21 protein-coding genes and 1 pseudogene are annotated in these 24,737 nt (G+C 61.5%); 11 read left to right on the top strand and 11 right to left on the bottom strand.

Going from position 1 to position 24,737, the window contains the following annotated elements:
• The first annotated feature begins 380 nt into the window (after positions 1–380).
• Entirely contained in the window at positions 381–1,601 is a 1,221-nt protein-coding gene (locus A3CW_RS0120490) for a transglycosylase SLT domain-containing protein (RefSeq protein ID WP_028205235.1), read from the top strand.
• Positions 1,602–1,675: 74 nt separating this feature from the next.
• Here the strand turns inward: A3CW_RS0120490 and A3CW_RS0120485 are convergent, their stop codons facing one another.
• The 4 genes from A3CW_RS0120485 to ribBA all read right to left on the bottom strand — a co-directional run bounded on the left by A3CW_RS0120485 (position 1,676) and on the right by ribBA (position 5,127).
• On the bottom strand, positions 1,676–2,869 hold the full coding sequence (locus A3CW_RS0120485) for a pyridoxal phosphate-dependent aminotransferase (protein WP_028205234.1): 1,194 nt from the start codon (positions 2,867–2,869) through the stop codon (positions 1,676–1,678).
• A gap of 84 nt (positions 2,870–2,953) precedes the next feature.
• Complete coding sequence (gene nusB, locus A3CW_RS0120480) at positions 2,954–3,388, bottom strand: transcription antitermination factor NusB (RefSeq protein ID WP_028205233.1); 435 nt, start codon at positions 3,386–3,388, stop codon at positions 2,954–2,956.
• The gene (gene ribH, locus A3CW_RS0120475; protein WP_028205232.1) at positions 3,385–3,903 is read right to left on the bottom strand and encodes a 6,7-dimethyl-8-ribityllumazine synthase; all 519 of its coding nucleotides are present in this window, start codon (positions 3,901–3,903) and stop codon (positions 3,385–3,387) included. The genes nusB and ribH overlap by 4 nt, the downstream gene beginning before the upstream one ends.
• A 57-nt stretch (positions 3,904–3,960) precedes the next feature.
• On the bottom strand, positions 3,961–5,127 hold the full coding sequence (gene ribBA / locus A3CW_RS0120470; protein ID WP_028205231.1) for a bifunctional 3,4-dihydroxy-2-butanone-4-phosphate synthase/GTP cyclohydrolase II: 1,167 nt from the start codon (positions 5,125–5,127) through the stop codon (positions 3,961–3,963).
• Between the two features lie 202 nt (positions 5,128–5,329).
• Between ribBA and A3CW_RS0120465 the strand changes: the two genes are divergently transcribed.
• A complete protein-coding gene (locus tag A3CW_RS0120465) occupies positions 5,330–5,635 on the top strand; it encodes a HigA family addiction module antitoxin (protein ID WP_028205230.1) in 306 nt (101 codons plus the stop codon).
• Between the two features lie 42 nt (positions 5,636–5,677).
• Here A3CW_RS0120465 and A3CW_RS47010 read toward each other — a convergent pair whose 3' ends face one another.
• From A3CW_RS47010 to A3CW_RS53625, 5 genes and pseudogenes are all read right to left on the bottom strand, one after another.
• Positions 5,678–7,513, bottom strand: coding sequence for an ABC transporter ATP-binding protein (locus A3CW_RS47010; RefSeq protein WP_035513432.1), 1,836 nt, complete (start codon positions 7,511–7,513; stop codon positions 5,678–5,680).
• A gap of 403 nt (positions 7,514–7,916) precedes the next feature.
• Positions 7,917–8,555, bottom strand: coding sequence for a riboflavin synthase (locus A3CW_RS0120455; protein WP_028205229.1), 639 nt, complete (start codon positions 8,553–8,555; stop codon positions 7,917–7,919).
• A gap of 35 nt (positions 8,556–8,590) precedes the next feature.
• The gene (ribD, locus tag A3CW_RS0120450; RefSeq protein ID WP_028205228.1) at positions 8,591–9,709 is read right to left on the bottom strand and encodes a bifunctional diaminohydroxyphosphoribosylaminopyrimidine deaminase/5-amino-6-(5-phosphoribosylamino)uracil reductase RibD; all 1,119 of its coding nucleotides are present in this window, start codon (positions 9,707–9,709) and stop codon (positions 8,591–8,593) included.
• Between the two features lie 79 nt (positions 9,710–9,788).
• Positions 9,789–11,114, bottom strand: a complete 1,326-nt coding sequence (hemL, locus tag A3CW_RS0120445) for a glutamate-1-semialdehyde 2,1-aminomutase (protein WP_028205227.1) — start codon at positions 11,112–11,114, stop codon at positions 9,789–9,791.
• A gap of 207 nt (positions 11,115–11,321) precedes the next feature.
• Positions 11,322–11,591, bottom strand: a pseudogene (locus A3CW_RS53625) (hypothetical protein); the annotation flags it as partial.
• Positions 11,592–11,846: 255 nt separating this feature from the next.
• On the opposite strand from A3CW_RS53625, the gene A3CW_RS52425 reads away from it, so the two are divergent.
• The gene (locus A3CW_RS52425) at positions 11,847–12,140 is read left to right on the top strand and encodes a cryptic plasmid protein A (protein WP_154677991.1); all 294 of its coding nucleotides are present in this window, start codon (positions 11,847–11,849) and stop codon (positions 12,138–12,140) included.
• Between the two features lie 667 nt (positions 12,141–12,807).
• Here the strand turns inward: A3CW_RS52425 and A3CW_RS53065 are convergent.
• A complete protein-coding gene (locus tag A3CW_RS53065; RefSeq protein ID WP_161782945.1) occupies positions 12,808–13,305 on the bottom strand; it encodes a helix-turn-helix domain-containing protein in 498 nt (165 codons plus the stop codon).
• A gap of 366 nt (positions 13,306–13,671) precedes the next feature.
• Here A3CW_RS53065 and A3CW_RS47000 point away from each other — a divergent pair, with 366 nt between their 5' ends.
• The 7 genes from A3CW_RS47000 (at position 13,672) to A3CW_RS0120400 (ending at position 20,627) form a co-directional block, all read left to right on the top strand.
• Complete coding sequence (locus tag A3CW_RS47000; RefSeq protein WP_051481605.1) at positions 13,672–14,271, top strand: hypothetical protein; 600 nt, start codon at positions 13,672–13,674, stop codon at positions 14,269–14,271.
• Between the two features lie 249 nt (positions 14,272–14,520).
• On the top strand, positions 14,521–14,790 hold the full coding sequence (locus A3CW_RS0120425; RefSeq protein ID WP_028205225.1) for a hypothetical protein: 270 nt from the start codon (positions 14,521–14,523) through the stop codon (positions 14,788–14,790).
• 283 nt (positions 14,791–15,073) lie between these two features.
• Positions 15,074–15,547, top strand: coding sequence for a hypothetical protein (locus A3CW_RS52420; RefSeq protein WP_211254073.1), 474 nt, complete (start codon positions 15,074–15,076; stop codon positions 15,545–15,547).
• A 15-nt stretch (positions 15,548–15,562) separates the two neighbouring features.
• The gene (locus A3CW_RS0120415; protein WP_035513384.1) at positions 15,563–16,084 is read left to right on the top strand and encodes an HAD domain-containing protein; all 522 of its coding nucleotides are present in this window, start codon (positions 15,563–15,565) and stop codon (positions 16,082–16,084) included.
• A 21-nt stretch (positions 16,085–16,105) separates the two neighbouring features.
• The gene (locus A3CW_RS0120410) at positions 16,106–16,618 is read left to right on the top strand and encodes an HAD domain-containing protein (RefSeq protein ID WP_028205222.1); all 513 of its coding nucleotides are present in this window, start codon (positions 16,106–16,108) and stop codon (positions 16,616–16,618) included.
• Positions 16,619–16,910: 292 nt separating this feature from the next.
• Positions 16,911–17,540 carry a hypothetical protein gene (locus tag A3CW_RS50260; protein WP_051481604.1) on the top strand — a complete coding sequence of 210 codons (630 nt, stop codon included), beginning with the start codon at positions 16,911–16,913 and terminating at the stop codon, positions 17,538–17,540.
• Between the two features lie 288 nt (positions 17,541–17,828).
• Positions 17,829–20,627, top strand: coding sequence for a UvrD-helicase domain-containing protein (locus A3CW_RS0120400; protein WP_028205221.1), 2,799 nt, complete (start codon positions 17,829–17,831; stop codon positions 20,625–20,627).
• A gap of 99 nt (positions 20,628–20,726) precedes the next feature.
• On the opposite strand, the gene A3CW_RS46990 is transcribed toward A3CW_RS0120400, so the two are convergent.
• The gene (locus tag A3CW_RS46990; RefSeq protein WP_035513381.1) at positions 20,727–21,242 is read right to left on the bottom strand and encodes a hypothetical protein; all 516 of its coding nucleotides are present in this window, start codon (positions 21,240–21,242) and stop codon (positions 20,727–20,729) included.
• Positions 21,243–21,552: 310 nt separating this feature from the next.
• Between A3CW_RS46990 and drmD the strand changes: the two genes are divergently transcribed.
• Positions 21,553–24,735 (top strand): DISARM system SNF2-like helicase DrmD, encoded by a 3,183-nt coding sequence (gene drmD, locus A3CW_RS0120390; protein ID WP_028205220.1) that lies wholly within the window; start codon positions 21,553–21,555, stop codon positions 24,733–24,735.
• Positions 24,736–24,737 lie beyond the last annotated feature (2 nt).

Raw genomic sequence — 24,737 nt, 5'->3', positions numbered from 1 at the left:
GACATTCTATAGTATTGACGATCTATAACAGGCTGCTAGAATCCGTCCACATTGGTTGCAGGGTTTGAAATTTTTAACCACCTTCCCGGCCCTTCAGACGCAACGCGTCGCCGTTTTGCCGAACCCCTGCACGGCTTGCATACGGTCTAGATTGGTTGTCCTCGTCAGCGCCCCTTCGCGCTGGCTTTTCGCGTGAGAACTCCCGGCGCGCGCACATTGCGTGCCTGGTTGCCCAAAAGGAGTTCCACCCACGGCGAACTTGCCGTTTTCCCGACATCGCTGCCGCACCAGCCAGGGCGCGCGATGTCTTGATCCTGTGATTGGCCGTCTGCCTCGTGCCGACCCCTGAGCCGGATCATGCAACATGGGGAGATCTGTAGATGAATACCTGGTTATCGTGGTGGCGCGCCGACGAGCGTGTAGCGCTTGGCCTGCGTGCGCTGCTGCGTCGTGGCACGCGTCTTAGCCATCACCTGTTCAGCATTGTTGGCGGTTGTGCCGTTGTGTTCGCGGTTGCCCTCTGGCTGCTGCCCACGTGGCGCGGCACGCTGGCCGCGCGGGTGATGCCGTTCGTCTCGGCGGCGGTCCAGGCCGGCCCGGCACGTCTGCTGCAAGGCAACCCGCTGCCCTCGTTCGCGCCCCCCGGCGTGATGAACAACGACGACAACGCCGACGGCACAATGCTGCCCACGGCACTCGCGCCCGATGCCGGTGCGGCCGGCCCTGTCGGCGCCACGGGCATTTCGCCCATGGGCTCCAACGGCACGGTCGCGAAGGTCGCGACCTCGGTGTCGAACGGCGGCATCGCCACGCTCGACGCCGTGACGCTCAACGGCCTCGATCCGCGTGCGCTGCCGACCAGCGTCGGTTCGCTTGCGCGCATGATTCCGCCCCAGCGCATCACGCCCGACGCACGCGACGACCGCGCGCTCGTTTCGGCGCGCGAGCAGGCGCTCGTCGCCACCTTTCTGGCTCGCCGCTACCGTGTGGCGCAGGAGCCGGTCGGCGAACTCGTGAAAGCGGCATTCGACACCGGCCGTGAAGTGGGGCTCGATCCGCTGTTGCTGCTCGCCGTGATGGCGATCGAATCGGGCTTCAACCCATACGCCGAAAGCGGCGTGGGCGCACAGGGCCTCATGCAGGTCATGTCGAAGGTGCACTCGGACAAGTTCCAGTACTTCGGCGGCCAGCGCGCGGCGCTCGATCCGCTCGCGAACATCAAGGTCGGCGCGCTGGTGCTCAAGGATTGCATCGCGCGCGGCGGTTCGCTGCCGGGCGGCCTGCGTCTCTACGTCGGTTCGAGTTCGCCCGACGACGGCGGCTACGGCGCCAAGGTGATGGCCGAGCGCGGGCGTCTGCGCGACGTCGCACGCGGCCGCAACGTGCCGATCAACGCGCCGCAGGCGCCCGTCACCACCACGGCCAGCACGTCTGCGCCGCAGAAGGTGGCGAGCGTCAACGGCGAGAAGCGCGTGCACGTGACGCTCGACAACGCCCACGCGATCGTCGATAAGTCGTCGTCCGCGAGCGGTTCCGATCAGGACGACGCCAGCACCAGCACGACGGCCCAGAAGCACGCTTCGTCCGAGCTGGGCGCTTGAGTTCTGGCTGAAAGACCGGACGAAACGAAAAAGGCACCCTCGGGTGCCTTTTTCTATTTCTCGAGCACGGCGGATCAGTGTCCGAAGAACGTATGCAGCCGCTCGACCGCTTCCTCCAGGCGCTCGTACGCCGTGGCATACGAGAGCCGCACGTACTGGTGCGGCGCGGCGACGCCGAAGTCCATGCCGGGCACCATCACCGTGCCCGCGTCGTGCAGCATCGCGCGCGTGAGCGCGTCGCTGTCGCCAGCGGCGGGGTGCGCGACGTTCGAACAGTCGGCGTAGACGTAGAACGCGCCGTCGGGCATTACAGGTACCGTGAAGCCGAGCGACTCGAGCGCCGGCGCGATGAAGTCACGGCGGCGCTTGAATTCGAGCCGGCGTCCTTCGTAAAGCTTCAGCGTGTCCGGCTCGAAGCAAGCGAGCGCGGCATGCTGCGCGAGCGCCGACGCGCAGATGAACAGGTTCTGCGCGAGTTTTTCGAATGCGCCGACCAGCGAGGGCGGTACCACGAGCCAGCCCAGACGCCAGCCGGTCATGTTGAAGTACTTCGAGAAGCTGTTGACGGTCACCACGTCGTCGCCGAACGACAGCGCGGAGACGGGCGGCGTGTCGTACGACAGGCCTTGATAGATTTCGTCGACGATCGTGAAGCCGCCGCGCGCGCGCACGCTCTGCACGATGCGCTTGAGTTCGTCGGGCTCGATCGAGGTGCCGGTGGGGTTCGACGGCGAGGCGAGCAGCACGCCGCGCGTGCGCGGCGACCACAGGCGTTCGACATCGGCGGCGGTGAGCTGGAAGCGCGCTTCCGGGCCGCTCGGCACGAGCACCGGCTTGCCTTCCGCGGCGGCCACGAAGTGGCGGTTGCACGGATAGCAGGGGTCGGGCATCAGCACTTCGTCGTCGCGGTCGACGAGCGCGGTGCAGGCGAGCAGGAGCGCCGCCGAGGCGCCGGCCGTTACGACGATGCGCGCGGGGTCGACCGTGAGGCCGTACGCGTGCTGGTAGTGCGCGGCGATCGCCTCGCGCAGCGCGTGGATGCCGAGCGCGCTCGTGTATTGGGTGACGCCGCGGCGCAGCGCGGCGGCGGCCGCCTCGACGACGGGCTCGGGCGCCGTGAAGTCCGGCTCGCCGATACCCATGTGGATGATGTCGCGTCCAGCGCGCTCGAGCTTCGCGGCTTCCTTCGCCAGTTCCATGACGTAGAAAGGCTGGATCTCGTCGACGCGCGCGGCTAGCCGCAGCAGCGGTTCGGCAACGGTGTTCATGCGGGTCTTTCCAGTACTGACAGGTCACGCGGCGCGCGGGGCAGGGCGCTCAGGCGCACCCGCTTGCCCCGGCGGCTCGCGTTATTACGACTTGCGGGCGTTTTGCGCTTCGGTGGCGCGCAGTTGCGCCGCGAGCTTGTCGAGCACGCCGTTCACGTACTTGTAGCCGTCCGAGCCGCCGAAGGTCTTCGTGAGCTCGACCGCCTCGTTGATCACGACGCGGTACGGAATGTCGACGTGATGCTTGAACTCGTAGGTCGCGACGAGCAGCACCGCGCGTTCGACGGGCGAAAGCTGCTCGATCGGACGGTCGAGGCACGGCGTGATGGAGGCGGACAGTTCGTCTGACTCGCGGATGACGCCGTGCAGGATCGCGTCCAGATGCTCGTGATCGGCCTTGTCGTAGCCCTGCGAACCGCGCAGCTGCGCGTCGATCTCGCCGGCGGGCACACCCGACAGCAGCCACTGATACAACCCCTGCGTGGCCAGTTCGCGGGAGCGGCGGCGCGCGCTCTTCATTGCTGTTCCTCTTCGTCTTCCTCGTCTTCTTCGTCGTCGTCATCGCCGCCGTCGAGCTGCTCCAACGCCACCGTCAGGTTCGCCATTTCCACGGCGACACGCGCGGCGTCACGACCCTTCTCGGTCATGCGGGCCACGGCCTGCTCGTCGTTCTCGGTGGTGAGCACGGCGTTCGCGATGGGCACGTTGAAGTCGAGCGAGACGCGCGAGATGCCCGCGCCGCTTTCGTTCGAGACGAGCTCGAAGTGGTACGTTTCGCCGCGCACGACCGCGCCGAGCGCGATCAGGGCGTCGAACTGACCGCTTTCGGCGAGCTTTTGCAGCGCCAGCGGGATTTCGAGTGCGCCCGGCACGGTGACGAGCAGCACGTCTTCGCCCGTCACGCCGAGGCGTTCGAGTTCTTCGATGCAGGCGTCGGCGAGGCCGTTGCAGACGGGTTCGTTAAAGCGCGACTGGACGATGCCGATGCGCAGTCCGTCGCCGTCGAGGTTCGGTTGGTATTGTCCGATTTCCATGTGTTGTCCGTAAGTTCGGTTGAGCGTGGTGACGCGTGAAAAGAGCGCGATGCGACTTCAGGCGCGCGACGAGGCAGGGTCAGCGGCATCCGGCGGGCAGGGCGCTTGCGCGTCCCCGCCGGGCATCGGCACGAAGCCGGTGACCTCGAGACCGTAGCCCGACATGCTGCCGAGGCGGCGCGGCTTCGAGAGCACCTGCATGCGGCCCACGCCGAGTTCGCGCAGGATCTGCGCGCCGATGCCGTAGGTCTTGAAGTCCACGGGCCGGCGGGCGAGGGCCTCCGCGCGTTCTTTCTGGTCGAACGCCTTGAAGACGTCGATCAGGTGTTCCTTGGGCTCGCCGCAGTTGAGCATGACGATCACGCCCACGTCGCGCGAGGCGATCTCGCGCATGGCGGCGTCGAGCGTCCACGAGTGCGTGGACGAGCCCGTTTCGAGCAGATCCAGCACCGAGAGCGGCTCGTGCACGCGCACGGGCGTATCGACGCCGGGCTTCGGCGTGCCGCGCACGAGTGCGATGTGCGGCGTGCGCGTGGGCTGGTCGACATACATGACCGCGCGGAACGGGCCGTGGGCGGTTTGCATGGTGCGCTCGGCCACGCGCTCGACGATCGATTCGGTGCGGCTGCGGTAGTGGATCAGGTCGGCGATGGTGCCGACCTTCAGGCCGTGCTCCTGCGCGAACTCCATGAGGTCGGGCAGGCGCGCCATCGTGCCGTCGTCCTTGATGACCTCGCAGATCACCGAGGCCGGCGTGAGGCCGGCAAGCGCCGTGAAGTCGCAGCCCGCTTCGGTGTGGCCGGCGCGCACGAGCACGCCGCCGGGCTGCGCCATGATCGGGAACACGTGGCCGGGCTGCACGATGTGCTCGGCGCGCGCGTCGTGCGCGACGGCCGCCTGGATCGTGCGGGCGCGGTCGGCGGCGGAAATGCCGGTCGTGACGCCTTCGGCGGCCTCGATGCTGACCGTGAACGCCGTGCCGTACTGCGTGCCGTTGCGGTAGGTCATGAGCGGCAGGTTGAGCAGCTTGCAGCGCTCCTGGGTGAGCGTGAGACAGATCAGCCCGCGGCCGTACTTCGCCATGAAGTTGATGGCTTCAGGCGTGACGAACTCCGCAGCGATGACGAGGTCGCCCTCGTTTTCCCGGTCTTCTTCGTCGACGAGGATGACCATCTTGCCGGCTTTGAGCTCGGCGATGATCTCAGGGGTGGAGGCGAGCGTCATGTTGGGATTCTGGCTGGAAAGGCCACATTTTACGCCACGCGAGCGGGCGCGTCGCCCAGAACGCGGGAAGGCGCGAATCCCGTCTGTTTCACGCTAGTAACGCTATACGTTATTAACGTGAAACGTTACTATTCGTGCTTCATTTCGCGGGCGGCGAGGCGTCGAAAGCACGCATCGTGGACCCACACCGAGGAGCAAAACCATGGCGCGTGAAGCACCGCTGGCCACACCGGGCGAGATTCTGCACGAAGCGTGGCTCAAGCCCATGGGTATCAGCCAGTACGCGCTGGCCAAGGCGATTGGCGTGCCGCCGCGCCGCATCAACGAGATCGTGCTCGGCAAGCGCGCCATCACCGCGGACACGGCAGTGCGTCTCGCGGTTTATTTCGGCACCGACGCGCACAGCTGGATGCAGTTGCAGGCCCACTACGACACCGAAATCGCGCGCGAGGCGCTGGCCGAAGTGCTCGCGCGCATCACGCCGCACGCGCGCGCGACGCCCGCCTGAGCCGGCTTGCGGCGGGAGGCGCGAGCGCGAAGCGGCGAGGCGTCAGCGCAGGATCACGTCGTCGGCGAGTCCCTTCGTCAGTTCCAGCGCCTGGCGCTCGAACAGGCGCCGGTACAGGCCGTTTTCGCGGCGCACGAGCGCGTCGTGCGTGCCTTCCTCCGCCACGCGTCCGCGCTCGAGCACCAGCAGCCGGTCGAGCGCGCGCACGGTCGAGAGCCGGTGCGCGACGACCACGGTCGTGCGGCCCTCCATGAGCCGCTCCATGGCCTGCTGGATCAGCACTTCGCTTTCGCTGTCGAGGCTCGAGGTCGCTTCGTCGAAGATCAGGATCGGCGCATTCGCGAGGAACGCGCGCGCGATCGCCACGCGCTGGCGCTCGCCGCCCGAGAGCTTCACGCCGCGCTCGCCCACCAGCGTGTCGTAGCCGTGCGGCAGCGCCGTAATGAAGTCGTGCGCGCTCGCAAGCTTCGCCGCGCGCTCGATTTCGGCGTGCGTGGCGCCGGGCCGCGCGTAAGCGATGTTCTCGGCAAGCGAGCGGTGGAACAGCACCGGCTCCTGCTGCACGATGGCGATCTGCGAGCGCAGCGACGCCTGCTGCACGCGAGCAATGTCCTGGCCGTCGATCGTGATGCGTCCGCCGGACACGTCGTAAAGGCGCTGGATCAGCTTGATCAGCGTGGTCTTGCCGGAGCCCGAATGGCCGACGAGGCCCACGCGTTCGCCCGGCGCGATACGCAGCGTGAGGTTCTCGTAGAGCGCCCTGCCTTGCGCGTGGTCGCCATAGCGGAACGTCATGTTCTCGAAGCGAATATCGCCCTGATCGATCACGATGGGCGGCGCATCACGCTGATCCTCGATGCCGAGCGGTGCCGCGTCGAGCGCGACGAGCTCTTCCATGTCGTTGACCGAGCGCTGCAGGTTGCGCACGTGCATGCCCACATCGCGCAGGTACCCCTTTAGCAGGAAGAACAGCGTGAGCGCGAACGTGATGTCGCCCACGCTTGCGAGACCGCGCGCCCAAAGCAGCAGCGCCGCACCGAGAATGGCCGCCTGCATGCCCACGAGCAGCGCGCCCTGCACGCCGCCGTTGAGCGTGCCGCGCTGCCACGTGCGCCGCGTGCGGCTGCTCCACTTTGTGACGACGCGCGCGAGCCGCGCTTCTTCGCGCGTTTCCGCGCCGAACGCCTTGACGACGGCGTTGCACGAAATGGCGTCGGCGAGCGCGCCGCCCATCTTCGTATCCCACTGGTTCGCGAGCCGGGCCGAGGGCGCGACGTAAAAGAGCGAGAGCGAGACCGTGATCGCCAGATACACCGCCGAGCCGATGCCGACCACGAGGCCCATCACATGCCACTGCACGGCGAGCAGGATGGTCGAGCCGACCAGCATGACGAGCGACGGGAACAGGGCGACGAGCAGCGTGTCGTTGAGCAGGTCGAGCGCCCACATGCCGCGCGTGACCTTGCGCACCGTGGAGCCGGCGAAGCTGTTCGCGTGCCAGTCCGTCGAGAAGCGCTGCACGCGGTGAAAGGCTTGCGTGGCGATCTCGCTCATCATGCGCAGCGTCAGCGTGATGATGTTGCGGTATGCGGCCTGGCGCATGATCGTACCGCCGAGCCCGAGCGCCGTGAGCGCCCAGAACGCGACGACCGCCGCATGCCAGGCGGCGGCGCTGCTGGCTGCGCCGTCGTGCGTGAGGGCATCGACGAGCTGGCCCGCGTAGTGCGGCGTGAGCACGTCGGCGAGCGCGCCGAGGAGCGAGGCGAGCGCGACGGCCGTGACGCGCGCCGGTTGGCGCGCCCAGTGCCGGAAGGTGAAGCCGAGGACCTTGCGGAAGGTTTGTCCGCCCGATTCGGGTTTTGTATTTTGCTCTGTCATGGACAGCATGCTCCGGACGTGACGCCCGAAGACTCTCCTGAAGGAAGCGTGAAGCGTTAAGACGGAAAACAGGATTCGCCCGCCCGGGCATCGGTTGCCGGACGGCCTGACCTCGAATTCGCTGAATACGGCGCGGCGTCTGAAAACATGCCGCGCGGGACGCGCTATGGCAGCGCTGGAAGCGGGAAGGTTGCGTGACGAGACGCAACGTGCATCGTCACCCGGACCATCGGCATGGCGGCGCTCGTGTCAATCGTTGCCAACTGTGCCTCCTGGTTCGATTCGGGTGATGGGAACGCGGCACGCCGTGCGGCGAGCGCGGAGGGAAGGCTAGATTCTATCAGCGCCCCGGCGCGCGTGCTTGCGCGCGTCCGGGGTAGACATTGCGCCGGCTCGGCGGCTTTTAGTCTTGCGCGGCCGAATCTGCGGCCTGCTCGGCCGAGAGCATTCGCTCCACATAGCGCGCAATCAGATCGATCTCGAGATTCACCTTCGTGCCGGCCTGAAGATGCTTGAGCGTGGTGACTTCCACGGTGTGGGGAATCAGGTTGATCGAAAATTCGCAGCCATCCGCGCGATCGTCGACCGAGTTGACCGTGAGGCTCACGCCGTTCACGGTGATCGAGCCCTTGTAGGCGAGATAGCGGCCGATTTCCGCCGGCGCGAGAACGCGCAGCTCGTGCGACTCGCCCACGGGCGCGAAGCGCGTGACGGTGCCGAGGCCGTCCACGTGACCCGAGACGATGTGGCCGCCGAGGCGGTCGTTCGCGCGCAGCGCCTTTTCGAGGTTCACTTCACCCGTCGCCGCGAGGCCCACGGTGCGGTTCAGGCTTTCGCGCGAAACGTCGACGTCGAAGCCCGTTGCCGACTTCTCGATGACGGTCATGCACGCGCCCTGGATCGCGATGCTGTCGCCGAGCTGCACGTCGTCGAGGCCGAGGCTGCCTGCGTTGACGGCGAGGCGCACGCCTGCGTCGGCATCCGTGCCGAGCGGTTTGATCGATTCGATGCGGCCCACTGCCGCGACGATTCCGGTAAACATCGTGCTGTTCCTTGTGTTCAGTGCATCAGTGAGGGTCAGGCGTCTTGCGTCGTGACGACGCGCGCAAGAATGCGCAGGTCGCTACCGAGACGATCGACGGAATGAAAGGCGAGGCGCGTGCGCTCGTCGAGCGTCGCGGGCGCAGCGATGTCGATCATGCCGAGCGCGCTCGTGCCGAGCAGCGACGGCGCCACGTACACGAGCAGTTCGTCCACGCAGCCTTCGCGCAGGAGCGAACCGTTGAGCTTGTAGCCCGCTTCCACGTGCAGTTCGTTCACGCCGCGCGCAGCGAGTTCGGTGAGCATGGCCGGCAGATCGACCTTGCCTTGCTCGTTGCCAAGCGCAACGATTTCGGCGCCGCGTACGCGCAGCGCTTCGGCGCGCTCTTCGTTGCTGGCGTCGAGCGCCGCGCAGAACACGAGCGTGGGCGCGCCCACGAAGATCTGCGCGAGCGGCGAGGCGTCGAGCCGGCTGTCGACCAGCACGCGTTTGGGCTGGCGCGGGGTGTCGACGGCGCGCACGGTCATGCGCGGGTCGTCTTCCTTCACCGTGCCGATGCCCGTGAGGATGGCCGAGGCGCGCGCGCGCCAGGCGTGGCCGTCGGCGCGCGCGGCTTCGCCCGTGATCCATTGGCTTTCGCCCGAGGGCAGGCCTGTGCGGCCGTCGAGCGATGCGGCCACCTTCATGCGCACCCACGGACGCTTGCGCGTCATGCGCGAAACGAAGCCGATGTTCAGTTCGCGCGCCTCGTTGGCGAGCAGCCCGCAACGCACGTCAATGCCCGCGTCGCGCAAGATCGAAAGCCCGCGCCCCGACACGAGCGGGTTCGGGTCTTCCATCGCCGCAATCACGCGCGCGACCTTCGCTTCGATCAGCGCGTTCGCGCAGGGCGGCGTGCGCCCGAAGTGGCTGCACGGCTCGAGCGTCACATACGCCGTCGCACCGCGCAGATCGTGCCCGCGCGCGCGGGCGTCCTTCATCGCCTGGATTTCGGCGTGATCCTGGCCGGCCGGCTGCGTGAAGCCCTCGCCGATCACCACGCCGTCCTTCACCAGCACGCAGCCGACGCGCGGGTTCGGGTCGGTCGTGTACAGGCCGCGGTGCGCGAGCGCGAGCGCACGCTCCATGTGGACGAAATCGGATTGCGAAAACATCGTCGGGCTTTCTCCCGGGCGGCGGTCAGATGGGGGCCGGCGAAGCGCGCGCCGCGCCGGCGGTCGTTGGCGTGATGCGTTATTGCGTGACGTTTTCAGCCGCGGCTTCCGCTGCGAACGCGCTGCGCGCCGCGGCGACGGTCTCGTCGAGGATCGCGTCGTCGTGGGCGCTCGACACGAAACCGGCCTCGTAGGCCGAAGGCGCGAAGTAGACGCCCGCGTCCAGCATGCGGTGGAAGAAGCGGTTGAAGCGCACGATGTCGCTCTTCGTGACCTCGGCAAAGCTGCCCGGCACCTTGTCCGCGAAATAGAGGCCGAACATGCCGCCCACCGAATCCGCCACGAACGGCACCTTCGTTTCGCGTGCCGCCGCCGACAGCCCCTTCGCGAGACGTTCGGTCTTCGCGGTGAGCTGCTCGTAGAAGCCGGGCGCCTGAATGAGCTGCAGCGTCTTCAGGCCCGCCGCGACCGCGATCGGGTTGCCCGAGAGCGTACCTGCCTGGTACACCGTGCCGTTGGGCGCGAGGTGATCCATGATCTCGCGCCGGCCACCGAACGCCGCCGCCGGCATGCCGCCGCCGATCACCTTGCCGAGGCACACCATGTCCGCCTCGACGCCGTAGAGCGCCTGCGCGCCGCGCAGGCCGACGCGGAAACCGCACATCACTTCGTCGAAGATCAGCACGCTGCCGTGCTTCGCCGTGAGGCTGCGCAATGCGCCGATGAACTCGGGCGTGCCCTTCACGAGGTTCATGTTGCCCGCGACCGGTTCGACGATCACGGCGGCGATCTCGTCGCCGAACGCCTTGAACGCTTCTTCGAGCGCCGCGACGTTGTTGTATTCGAGCACCGTAGTGTGCTTCGCGATGTCCACCGGCACGCCCGCCGACGTCGGGTTGCCGAACGTGAGCAGGCCCGAGCCGGCCTTCACGAGCAGGCTGTCGGCGTGGCCGTGGTAGCAGCCTTCGAACTTCACGATGCGGTCGCGCTTCGTGAAGCCCCGCGCGAGACGCAGCGCGCTCATCGTGGCCTCGGTGCCGCTCGACACCATGCGCACCTGCTCCATCGACGGGACGATCTTGCAGATTTCCTCGGCGATCTCGATCTCGGCCTCGGTCGGCGCGCCAAACGAGAAGCCATTCGCGAGCACGCGCTGCACGGCTTCGAGCACTTCCGGATGCACGTGGCCGACGATCATCGGGCCCCACGAGCCGATGTAGTCGATATAGCGCTTGCCTTCGGCGTCCCAGAAGTACGGCCCCTGCGCGCGCTCGACGAAGCGCGGCGTGCCGCCGACCGAGCGGAACGCGCGCACGGGCGAATTCACGCCGCCCGGGATGGTGCGCTGGGCGCGTTCGAAGAGGGCTTCGTTGCGGTTCTGCGTGCTGGACTGGGTGTTGGACATGAGTGCTGGACCTGCGAAAGTGGTGTGGCGCGCGGCGCTGACGGCGGGGCCGGCGTACGGACCCATGGGGCGCCGCAGGGGCGCGGGCGATGGGGCTGTTCTCTCGAAATTGTACCGGAGTCGCGCGGATCGGGCCGGCGCCCCAGGTCGGCCTGGGCGGTCCCCGGCGCGGGCGGATCCGGCGCGCGTACTCCCTCTGGCTGCCTGCTATTGCCGGCGTTTGCGGGCTGGCGGCGCGAGGTGCGGCGCCGTGTCGCGCAGGTTGTCGTGCCATGCCTGCATGGCCGCGACGGCCGGGGCCGGCATGGGCCGCCGCCCGGTTAGCTCCGCCCAGCGTTTTTCCAGCGCGCCTTCGGCAGCCGGCTTGATGACGGTGCCCGAACTCTGTGCGTCCCAGGTCTGGATCGAAAACGGGTGCACGCGCAACTCGTCGCGCGCGACAGCCACTTCCTCGCCCGCGTCGACGAGCCAGTCGTATTTTAGTAACCAAACTTACGATGAGCACGTAAGCCGGAAACTAATCTTTTTAAGGTTTGGCAACATGCCAGCAGGCATGTTGCCGCTCCTTGGAGCGAGCACGCTCCAAGGAGCATGTGCTGCATATCAGAAATAGAGGCTTTAAAGACTCCGGTGAAAGTCATATTGAGGTTATTCGACTATCGTGGTAGCTTTTGTTGAGATTTGAGAGAATTGGCAGGTTGAGGTCGGGTCATTTTTTTTGGGAGAGCTCAGGTGATTGAGAATACTGAAAATGACGAGACGTTTGATGATTATGGAACTGGGGTAATTATTAAGAATGCGCGTGACCAGCGTGGCCTCGATTTTTTGATTGCGTCAGTCGGGATTGAGAAAGTCAACAAGTCTCGCGTCATGCTTGCTGGAAGCCGTCGACCGTATGTCTCGAATATTGCCAAGGCGCTCGAGATTGACATTCCAGGCGATGTGGTAATTACTGGTCGGGAGGAAGCACGTCGGAAGTTGGGAGAAATAAAGCGGATGCTTGGGAGGAGTTTTGGAAAGCAGTAAAGTTTTTGGGCGCTGAAGTAGTGCGTGAAATTGATGAATATAATTATCTTATCAATTTTAAAACTTCGCCTTATTGCGAGAGTAGATTGAATTAATCGCGGGAAATCTGGTGCTGAGGTATTTTATTCGGACTCGGGGTGTTTGTAAAAATTATCAATGTGACGTTAGGCATCTCTGAGCTCCGCTAACCCTAGAAGATAGTTACTCGTCTTTAGAATTGTAAGACTCGGGCTGTCTTCGCTGCTCTTTGTTTCCTTGCGCGACGACCTTTTGGCGCAGTTGACCCTCGCATCCGTTGCTCCTTTCGCTTGGTGCCGTGTTGCGTACTATGGGGTGGCCGTTTTCAGGACTAGCCATGACCTTCCTTCCCGCCTGCCGGATTCGATACGAGACGATACCTTCGTGCCAATGACGGGTAAGGAAACGGAGCGCTGGCACGCGAACATTGACAAGGAGTTCGAGTGTCTCCTGCATGGTCCCAAGTTCGACAACGCCGGAGCTCGTCTCGAATCTTGCCAAGACGCTGCAGGTGGTTGTCCGTACGATGTGTTGTGACTCCGCGCTAGGAAGCACAGACGAAAATCTCAGAGATTTCCCAAGACTTAGCTAAACAGTTGCTCTCGTCGCACCGTCGAGGGAACGGTCGGCGATAAAAGAATGGACTTAGCTACCGTGTAGTTGTCGCCACAGCATCCGACGTCGTTCCGTTCCGCACAATCGGGGCGAACAGTTCGCTTACGGGGACGTCCAAGACCGTCGCGAGTTTTTTAAGATGGCCTAGGTCAGCATTTGGCCGATGGACCTCGAGCGAGGACACGTAATTCCTCGATAGCTTGGCGCGTTCGGATAAGGCATCTTGTGACAGCCTGCGCCCAGTACGCAGCGCAAGGACGTTCAACGGCACTCGCTCTCGAAGTGGCTCGGAATTGTGAAGCTCACGCGGAATGACCTTGTCATAAAACAATGAAACAGGGTCCACACCCAAGGCGGTCGCAAGCCGGTCAATTGTATCGACGGAAAGGTTTCTGACGGCTCGCTCGATTTGACTTACAAGGCTCCGATGACAACCTACGAGCCTTGCAAATTCATCCTGCGACTTGCCGCTCGCGACGCGTAGCTCTCGAACACGCGCCGCTATAAAAAGAAGTTCTAATTTGTCGGCCATGGCGCGCGATAGCTTGCGCGAAAACGTACGCGCCGACCAACCCGTTTTGCATCTCCACGCTTTACGTCTACACGATTTACGTCTACACTCGCGTTATTGGCTGGCGTCATCGTCGGCGAGTCGCAGGGAAAATCGGTTGCCGACAGGGCTGCGAGCGTGCGAATTTACGAAGACCATCTCACGCAGATTTGCTGCGCGTTTCCAGAATGTGCCGACGACACCGGTGGTGAACGTATGCGTTGGCCTGTACGCCGGGTTATCAAATGGACGATGGCGCGCCTAGCTCGAGACGTCGCCACCGCATTGATGAGTCTGAGAGGGCACTAGGTTGCCCTCGATGACCGAAGGGGCGGGAAATGAACAATCATGGTCTACCTATTTTTCTGCGTGAGCGGCGCACTTGGCCCGTTGAACCTAAATTTCTCGGTTCCTAAGCGGAAGGGTGCGATGGCAAATATGCGCAGGCTCGAGCCCGACGTTTATTTCTTGACAGAAACCTTGGGCGATTACCCTGGTGTCGTCATCGTCGTCGGGAACGCGTGGCCGTTTCACTATAGCCTCGACTCGCTGCGACAGGCATTCTCTACGTTGGGGCGGCGTGTCACGAATTTCGTCAGCACGCTGGCTGACAGGCAAGAAGAAGCGATTCTTGATTTTATGAAGAGCCGCACCGAGCCGTACGTGGTCGTTGCCTCCAAGGAGGCTGAGTTTTCAGAGCTCACGGACGCGCGGCGTGTCGACGTTGATATGCAACTGGGATTCAACGAATCAGCTCAGTCCGCCTTGGTCGCGCACCTGCGGGCAATTGGCGAGCCTGCAATTCGGGAGCTCGCGTTCGACGACATGCTCCGTGCAACCGTCTCAGGGCATGCCCTTCGCCGGGCCAGCCGGATGCTTTCGCTCGTGCACGCAATGGACGACGTTGAGTTTCAGTGGAGGCTTCGCTCGATACTCGGCGAGGGGTAAGAGAGGGGTAAGCAAGCGGACAGAAAGACAACGACGATGCACACTGCAAAAGTTAGGTTTACGAAGCATAGATGGGAGAGCGTACTCTGTGACATGCTTATCTTCATCTCAACATCCGGTTCGCCGACGGATTCGAGTCCTGCCGTCACCGACTCGTAAGTTGTCAAACAGAGTTCGCCGTAGGCGACCCTGCTGTCATCGAATTGTTTCTCCAGCGATTGCGACTGTCCTCCTAAGAGGGACCCATACATGACGCAGGCGAATAAACCGGACGAGCTCGAAGAACTCTCGCTTGATGCCGCCGCGCGACTACTGGGCGTTCCGCGCATAGTCGTCAGGAAGCTCGTCGAGGACAACGTGCTCCCGAGTCGCATCGTCAAGACAGGTTACCGTCAGATACGACGGATACCGACAGCGGCCGTGCAGGCGCTTCGCGAGAAAATGCATGCATTACACAATGCGGGGCTGCGCCGACTCATGGACATCGGGGCGTGCGGGCCTCTACGGCGCAAAGAATGAAGACCTCCCGAAGCGAAGTCTGCGGACCAGAAAGAATCAAGAGTGGTCACTTTATTTCCACGCACTAGAAAGGCCGCACGTGCTGGTGAAAAAGTGCGGTGCCGCCCGACGAGTCGGGTCCCACCTGGATTGGGAGTTCTGTAGTTACAGATAGAGAGTCCGGCGCTACGGCGACCGGCGTTTGCTGGTCGCCGGTCTCATCCGCATTTTTACGCACCGCAACACTAACGCGCGGTCTGACTGGAGGCGGCACTATGGCTAGCCTCAACAATGCAGGAGTTAAATGATGGAAGACGGTGTCATGACCGAACAGCGCACGACCAAAACACAGCGGAGTCTCTTGCCAGTCAGAGTGTCAGATGATGCCTTTTTCCATGTGCGCTACGGTAGGAAGACCGCCGATGCCTCGGAGAGCGCTTTTATTGCACACACCTTCGCGAGCGTTCGAGATTTACTCGCGAAAGCAGATTCGGCTAGGCCGGCTGTGTATTTGTGTTCAAAGGCAGTTAGCGGAGACATGGTGGTTCAGCGTGTCGCATGCGTTAGAGAGGTGCCGGGTACAAACATGTGCATCATCGATTTCGAGGATGGACGCGGTGTGATTTGGGACGAAAACACGTATCTCAGTTCCGACAGCTTCTACGTGGAGGTAGGCGTGCCGCTGAGCGTGACGCAATTCGCCAGCATCGCCGCGCGTGTGGCAAGCACCGGCAATGCCGAACGCGAAACGAATGATACGGTTCAAGGCGAAGGCTGACACTCAGCGGCTGCTATGAACGGCAAAGTCGACAGCATCACGAAAACGGAGCGGAATCGGCAGGTCTTATTTCTGGATTTCGACGGAGTGCTTCACCGCTTTGGGGCCGTTCGCACCCGGAGAGGCATCACCAGTATCTCTCCTTCCGTGCGGCTTTTCGAATTTGCGCCGATTCTCGTCGAATGCCTTGCCCCGCACGACAGTGTAGAAATAGTTCTTTCGACGTCGTGGGTACATCATTTGGGCTACCTGCGAGCGAAAAAGGCGTTGCCGGGAGCATTAAGTGAGCGCGTGGTCGGTGCGACATATCACTCGAGGTATTTCGACGCCGACACGTGGGCGTCGAAGGCACGCGGGACTCAAATTTTGCGCTACGTCCTGACCCATCGTCTGATGAGTTGGCTCGCAATTGACGATGAAATCATCGGCTTCGGTGAGCATCTGTCTCACGTCGTAAGGTGCGACGAGAATTCTGGCTTAGGTGACGTCAGGACTCAGGCGTTACTCCGCACTCGACTTGCAGAGCAATTCGGATAACGAAATTTAAGCAGGTACACAATGCGACACGTCCTATTTTTAGACATCGATGGGGTCCTTCATCGAGGCATCGCACGTCGCGCTGGAAACCGCGTAATAAGCAGCGCCCCCGACATAAAGCTATTCGAATTTGCGCCGTTGCTCGACGATTTGTTGTCTCCGTATCCAGAGGTCGAAATCATCCTATCTAGCGACTGGTCGCTGGTGCTGGGTACCGAGTTCACGCGCGACGCGATTCCGTCCTCACGACTACGGGAGCGCATCGTGGGCGCGACCTTCGATGGATGCAAATTTAATCCGCTTGTGTGGCCAGTCCTTTCACGTGGAGAGCAAATTCTCGACTATGTCGAACGGAATGCGCCGCTGGAATGGTTAGCGGTCGACGACCGAACAGACGGATTCGAAGCGCACCGTCTTAGGCTCGTCCATTGTCAAACCGATGTCGGATTAGGCGACAGTGCAGTCGTTGAGCAATTTCGCGAGCGGCTACAGCGCTTCTTCACAAAAGCTCCTAATGATGACGCCGAGAACTGACGCGCCTAGGAAAGCCAAGACACCTGACGAAGACCACACCTCGATATCTAAGAGCCGCCGGGGCAGACGATTGAAAAGGCAGCTATCGGTAGCAATTGACCTAGGTCTTGTTCATGTCGTAGCAGAGCTAACTCCTCGTCAGTACGTTGAGTTGATGACAACGGGGAGTGCAGAAATTGGTCGGGCGCTCAGGCAGGCGATTCTAGACGAACAGTTTGAGCGGCGACGAGAGGCGCGGACAAAGAATAAGTTTTACTGAGGTATAGCTGGGTACGGCGTTCACGGAGAAAGCATGTCTATTTACTTGCAACTCCCTGGAGAAAGCCCCGAAATCGTCTGGCTAAGCCACTGGTCGATACGCGAGTCCGCTGACGGTACGAGGCATTTTGTAGGCTACAGTCGGGAAACGCGTAATGGTCGCGTCAGCACAAGAATACTTCATCTAGATGGCGCTACACATACGGCACAAACACTCAGCGGGCGAATCTACCAGCTCGTCGGCCCGACCGTGTATCACGCAGATGCCGAATTCGTGTTTAACACGGTCGCGAAGGGTATCGGAGGCGGGAAGGCATGGCGGGATGCGACGGCAGAGCTGATTCCTGATTGTCGGGGGCGCAGGCGTGCTATTGCCAAGTATGACGAGGTGAAGCTCGAGGCCGCCGCGCGGCTGCTCTGCCTCTCGCGCGCTTATATGCGCTCACTTGTTCGTGACGGCAAAGTCCCAGGTCGACTGGACGAGGACGGTGCCGGTGTTCAATGGATACCAATTGACGCTCTGATTGGGGATTGCACGAGGATGCGTGCCGACATGAAAGGGGCACTCGAGGCCCTAATGAGCGAATCTCAACGCCTGGGTCTCTATAACTATGACCCGGACCTCCCGTTGCGCCCCGCGTCTAGCGACGAAGCAAAGGAATAACGGAAGGGCAAGGCATGTCAACGAAATAGAAGTCACCCCTTCTGGTTCGGGTCGCCACAAATGGCGATAGACTGCGGCATCCGCACCTGTTCTGGAGCAACGTGTGGCCGCGCAAACTTGCGAGTGTATCGACCTCAGCTATGAGCGTCGCGATACAGCTATTGTGGTGGTCCGTGAGCGCCGTACCTTCGCCTTGAGTGTCATCGTCGCCGCAGCCAGCCGAGCTGATTCGGGGAGACCCACTGCGGCGGAGCGGGAAGTGGGCAAAGAGATGCGCGTAAAAAATCCATGACGCATATCTTTAAACCAACACCGCTGGCTTTGTACTTCACGAGGTCGCGTAGTTGGACCCTTACTCTCGACCGCGACCAGCAGGAATTCCTGCTCAGCCTGGACGGAAAGCAGTACAGGCGGGCTATTGCCGACGGCGAGGAGCCAGTCCTCGTACGTCCCGGCATATTCTGGGCAGGGTTGACCCTGCATATGGATGGTTTGTCGCCAATCAAGGTAGATGGCTTGTCGAGACGTCGGGCGCGAGCATTGCAGGCAGCTATTGCCGATGCCAAAGCGGCGGCAGAAGTGGCCCGACGGCGCGCAGCCCTACAGAAGGAATTCAATGCAGCTTATGCAGCGATTAGCGCGTGGGTGAAAGACGTCATTGATAAAAGCGACGCCATTCTCAAAAAGATGGGTTGGGTCGCCCACGAAGACCAGATGGAATTGTTCGCGACGCGACCGAAGCTTGTCTTGAGCGACGACGTGCTAATAAGCTACGTGCGTGACCCAGCCAATCAGGCGACCCTTCCCGATGCGCGGAAGAGGGTCGAGACGTTCGTCAGTTTTCGTCGTGACGAGTGGCTTTCGTTTTGCCGAGTCGGCAACGTGGGTTACATCGAAAACGAGAAGAACTGGCCGATGGAATTGTTTGAGCGCGTTGAGAGCAAGCCGCTCACCCCGGACCAGATTCGCGCAGTGATGTGCTTCGACAATCGAATGCTCGTCGTGGCATCTGCTGGGTCTGGCAAGACGGCAACAATGGTGGCGAAGGCTGTGTATGCGGTCCACCGTCATATTGTGCGACCGGAGCAGATTCTGCTTCTTGCCTTCAACAAGAAGGCCGCAGAAGAGCTTGATGCTCGCGCAAAAGCTGCCTTCGAGCAAGTCGGTCTCCAAGGGGATAAGGTTGAAGCGCAGACCTTTCACGGCCTCGGCCTGAGCATTATCGGAAAGGCCACTGGACGAAAGCCGAACGTTCCCGAATGGACAGTAGACGTGGCCGCCGGCATGCGCAAGCTTGCGGAAATCGTGGACAACTTGAAAGACCGTTCGCGCGAGTTCCGTACGAGGTGGGACCTTTTTCGCGTTGTATTTGGGCGTGACTTGCCAGAGTTTGAAAGCCCATCGTCATCTGCGGATGTCTGGGACAGGGACGGGGTCGGCTACATCCAAACCATTCGCGGTGAGCGTGTGCGGAGCCACGAGGAGCGTTTGATTTGCGACTGGCTGTTCTACAACGGCGTTAATTACGAATACGAGCGCAAGTACGAGTTCGACACGACGACTGCCGAGCATCGTCAATACACCCCAGACTTCTACTATCCTGAAGCCCAGCTGTACCACGAGCACTTCGCTCTCAACGCCAAGGGTGAGCCGCCCGTTAAATTTACAGCGTATCTGCAGGGCGTCGAATGGAAGCGTGCTGAACATGCACGGCGCGGAACGAAACTGATAGAGACGACCTCACATCAGTTGCGGACGCGCTCGCTGGATGATGTCCTCGGAAAGGAATTAACCGCACGCGGAATGGCATTGGACCCCAATCCGGACCGGACGTCGCCGGGGCTTGGCTACCCGCCGATGGACAACGAGAGGCTCATTGCCCTTGTCCGTATCTTCATTACACACATGAAGAGCAATTGCCTAAGCGTCGACACGTTGGTGGAACGACTCGACGCTAACAGGAGCGACGCATTTATCCCGCGCCATCGTATGTTCCTTGAAATCGTTGGTCCAGTGCTGCGGGCGTGGGACGACGCTCTAGCAGCTGAAGAGGGCGTCGACTTCGAGGACATGCTCAATCAGGCAGCGGCGCACCTGGAGAGCGGGCATTACGACTCACACTATCAGTTGGTTATGGCCGATGAGTTCCAGGACGCCTCGCGCGCGCGAGCGCGTCTTTGCCGCGCTCTAGTCAGCCGACGGGGGCGCTTCTTCTTTGCTGTCGGAGACGACTGGCAGTCAATCAACCGCTTCGCTGGCGCAGACGTGTCCGTCATGACTCGTTTCGACGAATGGTATGGGCAGTACGAGCTGATGAAGCTGGAGGAGACTTTCCGTTGCCCGCAAGCACTCTGCGACATCTCGAGCCGGTTCATAAGGAAAAATCCGAATCAGCTCGCCAAGAAGGTTCACTCGATGACGGCACCGATAGGTCCTGTTATCAGGGCGTTCCAGGTGGGACAGCGCGGGGAGTTGCGGGCGGCCATTGATTCGGTCCTTGAGGAACTACATCGAGGCGTTGTAGAGGGAGCAATACCTCCCGGCAAAGATGGCATCGTGACAGTCTTCGTTCTAGGCCGATATAACAAGGAAGAGTCATACGTGCCTTCGAACTGGAACGCGCGCTATGGCCGGCACATTGCGCTCACTTTCATGAGCATTCACCGCTCGAAAGGAGCGCAGGCGGATTACGTTATTCTGCCGGGAATGCTGAGCAGTTCGTTTCCGAGCACTAGGGTAGATGACCCTGTGTTGGCAATGGCTATGCCGAGTGGTGACGCCTATCCGCTCGGCGAAGAGCGGCGGCTGTTCTACGTCGCTCTGACTCGAGCGCGCCGCTCGGTTGTCCTTTTGACGGTTAGGGGGGAAGCTTCCTCTTTTTTGGATGAGCTTGTCAAAGATGGAGCCGTCACGATTGAGTCGACCGCCGGGGAGGTGATTGAAGAGGAGAGGTGTCCAGCGTGCGGAATCGGTGTCATCGTACTGCGGACCGGGCCGTACGGCGCGTTTGAAGCATGTTCGGCGTACCCGCGCTGTGAATACAAGCCTCGGCGGCGGGTGGGTAGCCAGAGCACAGTTCGTAGGTAGAGGCCGCGTGTCGAATTTCGCGTAGCGTGAATTTGGAGCTAGCGCGAAAAGTGTGTGATTCAGCCTCCCTGGCTGTCCGAAAACTGCACATATCGGTTGTCACCGTCGCTCCCACTTTACGGGCCCGATTCTCTGCAACTCCTGCATCAATCGGCGACGTATCCTATTCAGGTATTTGCGTGCCTCGTCGACCGTCGCGTGTTCCTTCCGCAGGTGCCAGTAGGCCTCGCCAGCGATTGCCTCGAGTTCAGATAGCGCATAACGGCCCGTTTGCACCTCGAGCGCTAGCCGACCTACCTCATCTCGTGGATGCCGGTTCCAGATGCGTCGCAACTCAGCATCGAGCGGCGTGACGAACGGCGGCAGGCCGTACCTGCATCGTTCGGCGCGCACCCGGCGCTCGCGATGCCACGGTAAATCGGCCGCCGGTGGGTCCACAACTGGACCTGCCGAGAGCATGCGGTCTCGCTTCGTATGCTCGAGCCGGTAGACGCACATGTCGTAGGCGTACCAGTCGGACCGGGCTTCCTCATCGGTAAGCCATATCGGCGTAGGCACAAACCGAGCCTTGACCTCGTCCCAGACCGCCCACTTGTATTCCCAAAGCGGCTCCATGACCTTACAAAAATACTGTATAAATGTACAGTATATCCAGGAACGCGGGCAGATGGGCGCGATGTAGCGCCTCGATGTAAGCCGTGTGTCCGAACTATGCCAGGCCTGCAGGACCCATCGGTGTAAGGCCTCCCGGCGGTCCTTGCCGCGACGGCGTGTACAAAGGTTTCCGGGCACCTATTATTCAGCTTATTGAGGGCTGCTCGCCGCTCCGGGCAATCGGATTTCTCGCGGTTTCTCCATTACCTCCTTCTCAAATGCTGTGTTTTGGCCCGAAAATGCAGCCCTGACCTGCTTAAGATAAGAAGCTATGACCATCGTTGAGTCCATAGGGGTGCCAGTCAGTGGCCAGCTGGTATCGGTTCGTAACCGAAGGTACGTTGTCACTTCTGTAGCCGCTAGCGGCATGACCGATTCCGCTAATCGCCAAAATCTGGTTTCGCTTTCGAGCGTGGAAGACGATGCGGCCGGCGAAGAGCTGCGGGTGATATGGGAGTTGGAGCCCGGTGCTTCGATTCTCGAGCGGGCGTCGATGCCGGAGGTAACGGGGTTCGACGAACCGGAGCGTCTCGACGCGTTCCTCAATGCCGTCCGCTGGGGTGCCGTTGCTCAAGGCGATACCCGAACGCTTCAGGCACCCTTCCGCAGCGGTGTTGAAATCGAGGACTATCAACTCGACCCATTGGCTCGCGCCATTCAGATGCCGCGCGTCAACCTACTGATTGCGGATGACGTCGGTCTAGGGAAGACCATCGAAAGCGGCTTGGTCATCCAGGAGATGATGCTGCGCCACCGGGCGAGAACGGTGCTAATCGTCTGTCCGTCCGCAATCCAGATTCAGTGGCGCGACCAGATGCGGGACAAGTTCGGGCTCGAATTCCGCATCGTGGACAGTGATTTGATGAAGGACCTTCGTCGGACCCGTGGTTTGAATGTGAATCCGTGGACACATTTTCCGCGCCTCATTACATCCATCGATTTTCTCAAGCGTGAACGGCCGCTACGGCTGATGCGGGAGGCGTTGCCCGCACCTGGGCAGCCGATTTACCCGCGCCGGTTTGACCTGCTGGTTGTCGACGAAGCACATAACGTAGCACCGGCAGGTACTGGACGATACGCAACCGATTCGCAACGGACGGCAGCAATTCGCCTGTTGACGCCACACTTCGAGCATAAGCTTTTTCTGTCGGCAACACCCCATAACGGCTATACGGAAAGTTTTTCGTCGTTGCTCGAACTGCTGGACAATCAGCGGTTCGCGCGCAGTGTCCGACCGAATCCGGAGCAACTGGCAGCAATCATGGTTCGACGGCTGAAGCGGGAGTTGCCACCACGATGGGACGGAACGCCCCGGTATCCGGAACGCATCATCGAACCATTGGAAGTGCCATATGCCGACGCCGAGCGGGCAGCCCACCGGGCGCTCGTCCGGTATACGGAGCTGCGTACTCGAACTGCACAGGACGACGCGGAGCGCTTTGCGAGTGAGTTCGTAATGAAATTGCTTAAGAAGAGACTCTTCTCTTCACCGGAGGCATTTCGCCTCACGCTCGAGAAGCATCTTGACTCGCTCCGTAGCGCGCGTCGGTCCACTGGTCATAAGCAACAACCAGTCGTGGGTATTCTGCGTCGCCAAGTCGAGGCGCTAGACGAGGACGCGGCCGACGATAGCGAGCTGGATTTCGCAACAGATGAAGTTGTCGATTCGGCGGTCGCACTCTTCAGTCCCCTGACTGACGAAGAGGAGCAACTGCTCGCCGAAATGCGTTCTTGGGCAACCGACGCTTCAATGAGGCCAGACGCAAAAGCAGCAGAAATGATTTCTTGGCTGAAGTCGACGCTTTTTTCCAATGGAGGCTGGAGCAGCGAACGCGTCATCATATTTACAGAGTATCGTGCGACGCAGAAGTGGCTGCAGGGCGTACTCGCCTTCAACGGATTTACCGGCGAAGACCGAGTAATGACAATGTACGGTGGCATGCATAGTGACGACCGCGAACGTGTGAAGGCGGCGTTCCAGACATCGCCGGACAAATCACCTGTTCGTATCCTGCTTGCGACCGATTCCGCGTCGGAAGGTATCGACCTACAAAATTACTGTTCGCGCCTCATCCATTACGAGATTCCGTGGAATCCGAATCGTATGGAGCAACGCAATGGCCGAATAGACCGGCATGGTCAGCGCCAACCTCAGGTGATGATTTACCACTTCGTTGGTAAAGGGTATCGCCAAAACGCCCGGATTGGGGCCGAGTCTGCGCCGGGAGACTTAGAGGCCGACCTCGAGTTCCTCATGCGCGCTGCTCAGAAGGTGGAAAACATTCGCGAGGACCTGGGGAAGGTTGGCCCGGTTATTTCCGCGCAGGTTACTGAGGCGATGCTTGGGCGTCGCAAACACCTCAATACGGAACAAGCCGAGCGCGACAGCGAGGCTTCGCGCAAGCTACTTCGAGTCAGGCACGACCTTCGGACCCAGCTCCAGCAGCTTCATGAGCAACTTAACGAGACAAAGCGCGAACTACATCTAGACCCGGACAACATTCAATCGGTCGTAGAGGTGGGATTGTCACTCGCCGGACAACTGCCCCTGCAAGAGGCTTCTCTTGATGGCGTCTGGCCTGACCCGACAGGAAAGCGCACAAAGTGTCCGGTCTTTCGACTGCCCAACCTCACCGGGTCTTGGAGTCGCGCGGCAGAAGGGTTGCGGCATCCACACACGCAGGAGGTCCGCCCGATTGTGTTCGACCATACGCTTGCGAGTGGTCGAGACGATGTCGTTCTCGCGCACCTGAATCACAGGCTCGTTCAGAACTGTTTGCAGCGATTGCGGGCGGAGATTTGGTCCGTTGCCGGTCATCATCGGCTTCACCGTGTGACGTCCCGAGTGATTCCGAACCAAATGTCCGATGTGCCTATTGTTGTCGCCCACGGTCGACTGGTCGTACTCGGCGGGGACAACAAGCGCATCCACGAGGAAATCATTTTTGCAGGCGGCGAGCTACGAGAAGGGCGCTTTACGCGCATTCCTCAAGTTGGCCGGCTGGAGCAGTTGCTGGGCGCTGCCACGCTTCAATCGCCGGCAGAATCGCTGCAGCAGCGTCTGACAGAGCTCTGGCCGGCCCACGAGGAGGCCGTGCTTCGTTCACTCGAGGCCCGCATGAAGGACAGGACTGAGACGCTACAGAATCGACTCGATGAGCGTGCCACCCGTGAAACAAGCGCAATGCGCGCTGTGCTAGGCGAGTTGCAGACGAGCATCCGTTCACAGTTGCACGAAGTTACGCCGCAGCTCGAGCTTTTCACAACACCAGAAAAAGAGCAGTTTGAGCGAGACCGCAACGCGTTGGAGCGGCGTCTCGATGAGCTACCGGAAGAAATGGAACTGGAAGAAGAAATTATCTTGGCTCGATATGCGGAGCCGAACCCGCGCCTTTTCCCTGTATCTGTGACCTACTTGATTCCCGAAGTTCTCGCACGTCAGGGAGCGGCCTAAGT

The sequence above is a fragment of the Paraburkholderia nodosa DSM 21604 genome, assembly GCF_000519185.1.
Classification (GTDB): Bacteria; Pseudomonadota; Gammaproteobacteria; order Burkholderiales; family Burkholderiaceae; genus Paraburkholderia; species Paraburkholderia nodosa.
Note: the sequence above shows the minus strand (reverse complement) of the source record. Positions and strands in the feature narration are given on the sequence as shown.

Bases quoted from the DNA above. Each gene is read 5' to 3' on its own strand.
- A3CW_RS0120490 (WP_028205235.1), top strand. From the start codon at position 381: ATGAATACCTGGTTATCGTGGTGGCGCGCCGACGAGCGTGTAGCGCTT.
- A3CW_RS0120485 (WP_028205234.1), bottom strand. From the start codon at position 2,869: ATGAACACCGTTGCCGAACCGCTGCTGCGGCTAGCCGCGCGCGTCGAC.
- nusB (WP_028205233.1), bottom strand. From the start codon at position 3,388: ATGAAGAGCGCGCGCCGCCGCTCCCGCGAACTGGCCACGCAGGGGTTG.
- ribH (WP_028205232.1), bottom strand. From the start codon at position 3,903: ATGGAAATCGGACAATACCAACCGAACCTCGACGGCGACGGACTGCGC.
- ribBA (WP_028205231.1), bottom strand. From the start codon at position 5,127: ATGACGCTCGCCTCCACCCCTGAGATCATCGCCGAGCTCAAAGCCGGC.
- A3CW_RS0120465 (WP_028205230.1), top strand. From the start codon at position 5,330: ATGGCGCGTGAAGCACCGCTGGCCACACCGGGCGAGATTCTGCACGAA.
- A3CW_RS47010 (WP_035513432.1), bottom strand. From the start codon at position 7,513: ATGACAGAGCAAAATACAAAACCCGAATCGGGCGGACAAACCTTCCGC.
- A3CW_RS0120455 (WP_028205229.1), bottom strand. From the start codon at position 8,555: ATGTTTACCGGAATCGTCGCGGCAGTGGGCCGCATCGAATCGATCAAA.
- ribD (WP_028205228.1), bottom strand. From the start codon at position 9,709: ATGTTTTCGCAATCCGATTTCGTCCACATGGAGCGTGCGCTCGCGCTC.
- hemL (WP_028205227.1), bottom strand. From the start codon at position 11,114: ATGTCCAACACCCAGTCCAGCACGCAGAACCGCAACGAAGCCCTCTTC.
- A3CW_RS53065 (WP_161782945.1), bottom strand. From the start codon at position 13,305: ATGGCCGACAAATTAGAACTTCTTTTTATAGCGGCGCGTGTTCGAGAG.
- A3CW_RS47000 (WP_051481605.1), top strand. From the start codon at position 13,672: ATGGTCTACCTATTTTTCTGCGTGAGCGGCGCACTTGGCCCGTTGAAC.
- A3CW_RS0120425 (WP_028205225.1), top strand. From the start codon at position 14,521: ATGACGCAGGCGAATAAACCGGACGAGCTCGAAGAACTCTCGCTTGAT.
- A3CW_RS52420 (WP_211254073.1), top strand. From the start codon at position 15,074: ATGATGGAAGACGGTGTCATGACCGAACAGCGCACGACCAAAACACAG.
- A3CW_RS0120415 (WP_035513384.1), top strand. From the start codon at position 15,563: ATGAACGGCAAAGTCGACAGCATCACGAAAACGGAGCGGAATCGGCAG.
- A3CW_RS0120410 (WP_028205222.1), top strand. From the start codon at position 16,106: ATGCGACACGTCCTATTTTTAGACATCGATGGGGTCCTTCATCGAGGC.
- A3CW_RS50260 (WP_051481604.1), top strand. From the start codon at position 16,911: ATGTCTATTTACTTGCAACTCCCTGGAGAAAGCCCCGAAATCGTCTGG.
- A3CW_RS0120400 (WP_028205221.1), top strand. From the start codon at position 17,829: ATGACGCATATCTTTAAACCAACACCGCTGGCTTTGTACTTCACGAGG.
- A3CW_RS46990 (WP_035513381.1), bottom strand. From the start codon at position 21,242: ATGGAGCCGCTTTGGGAATACAAGTGGGCGGTCTGGGACGAGGTCAAG.
- drmD (WP_028205220.1), top strand. From the start codon at position 21,553: ATGACCATCGTTGAGTCCATAGGGGTGCCAGTCAGTGGCCAGCTGGTA.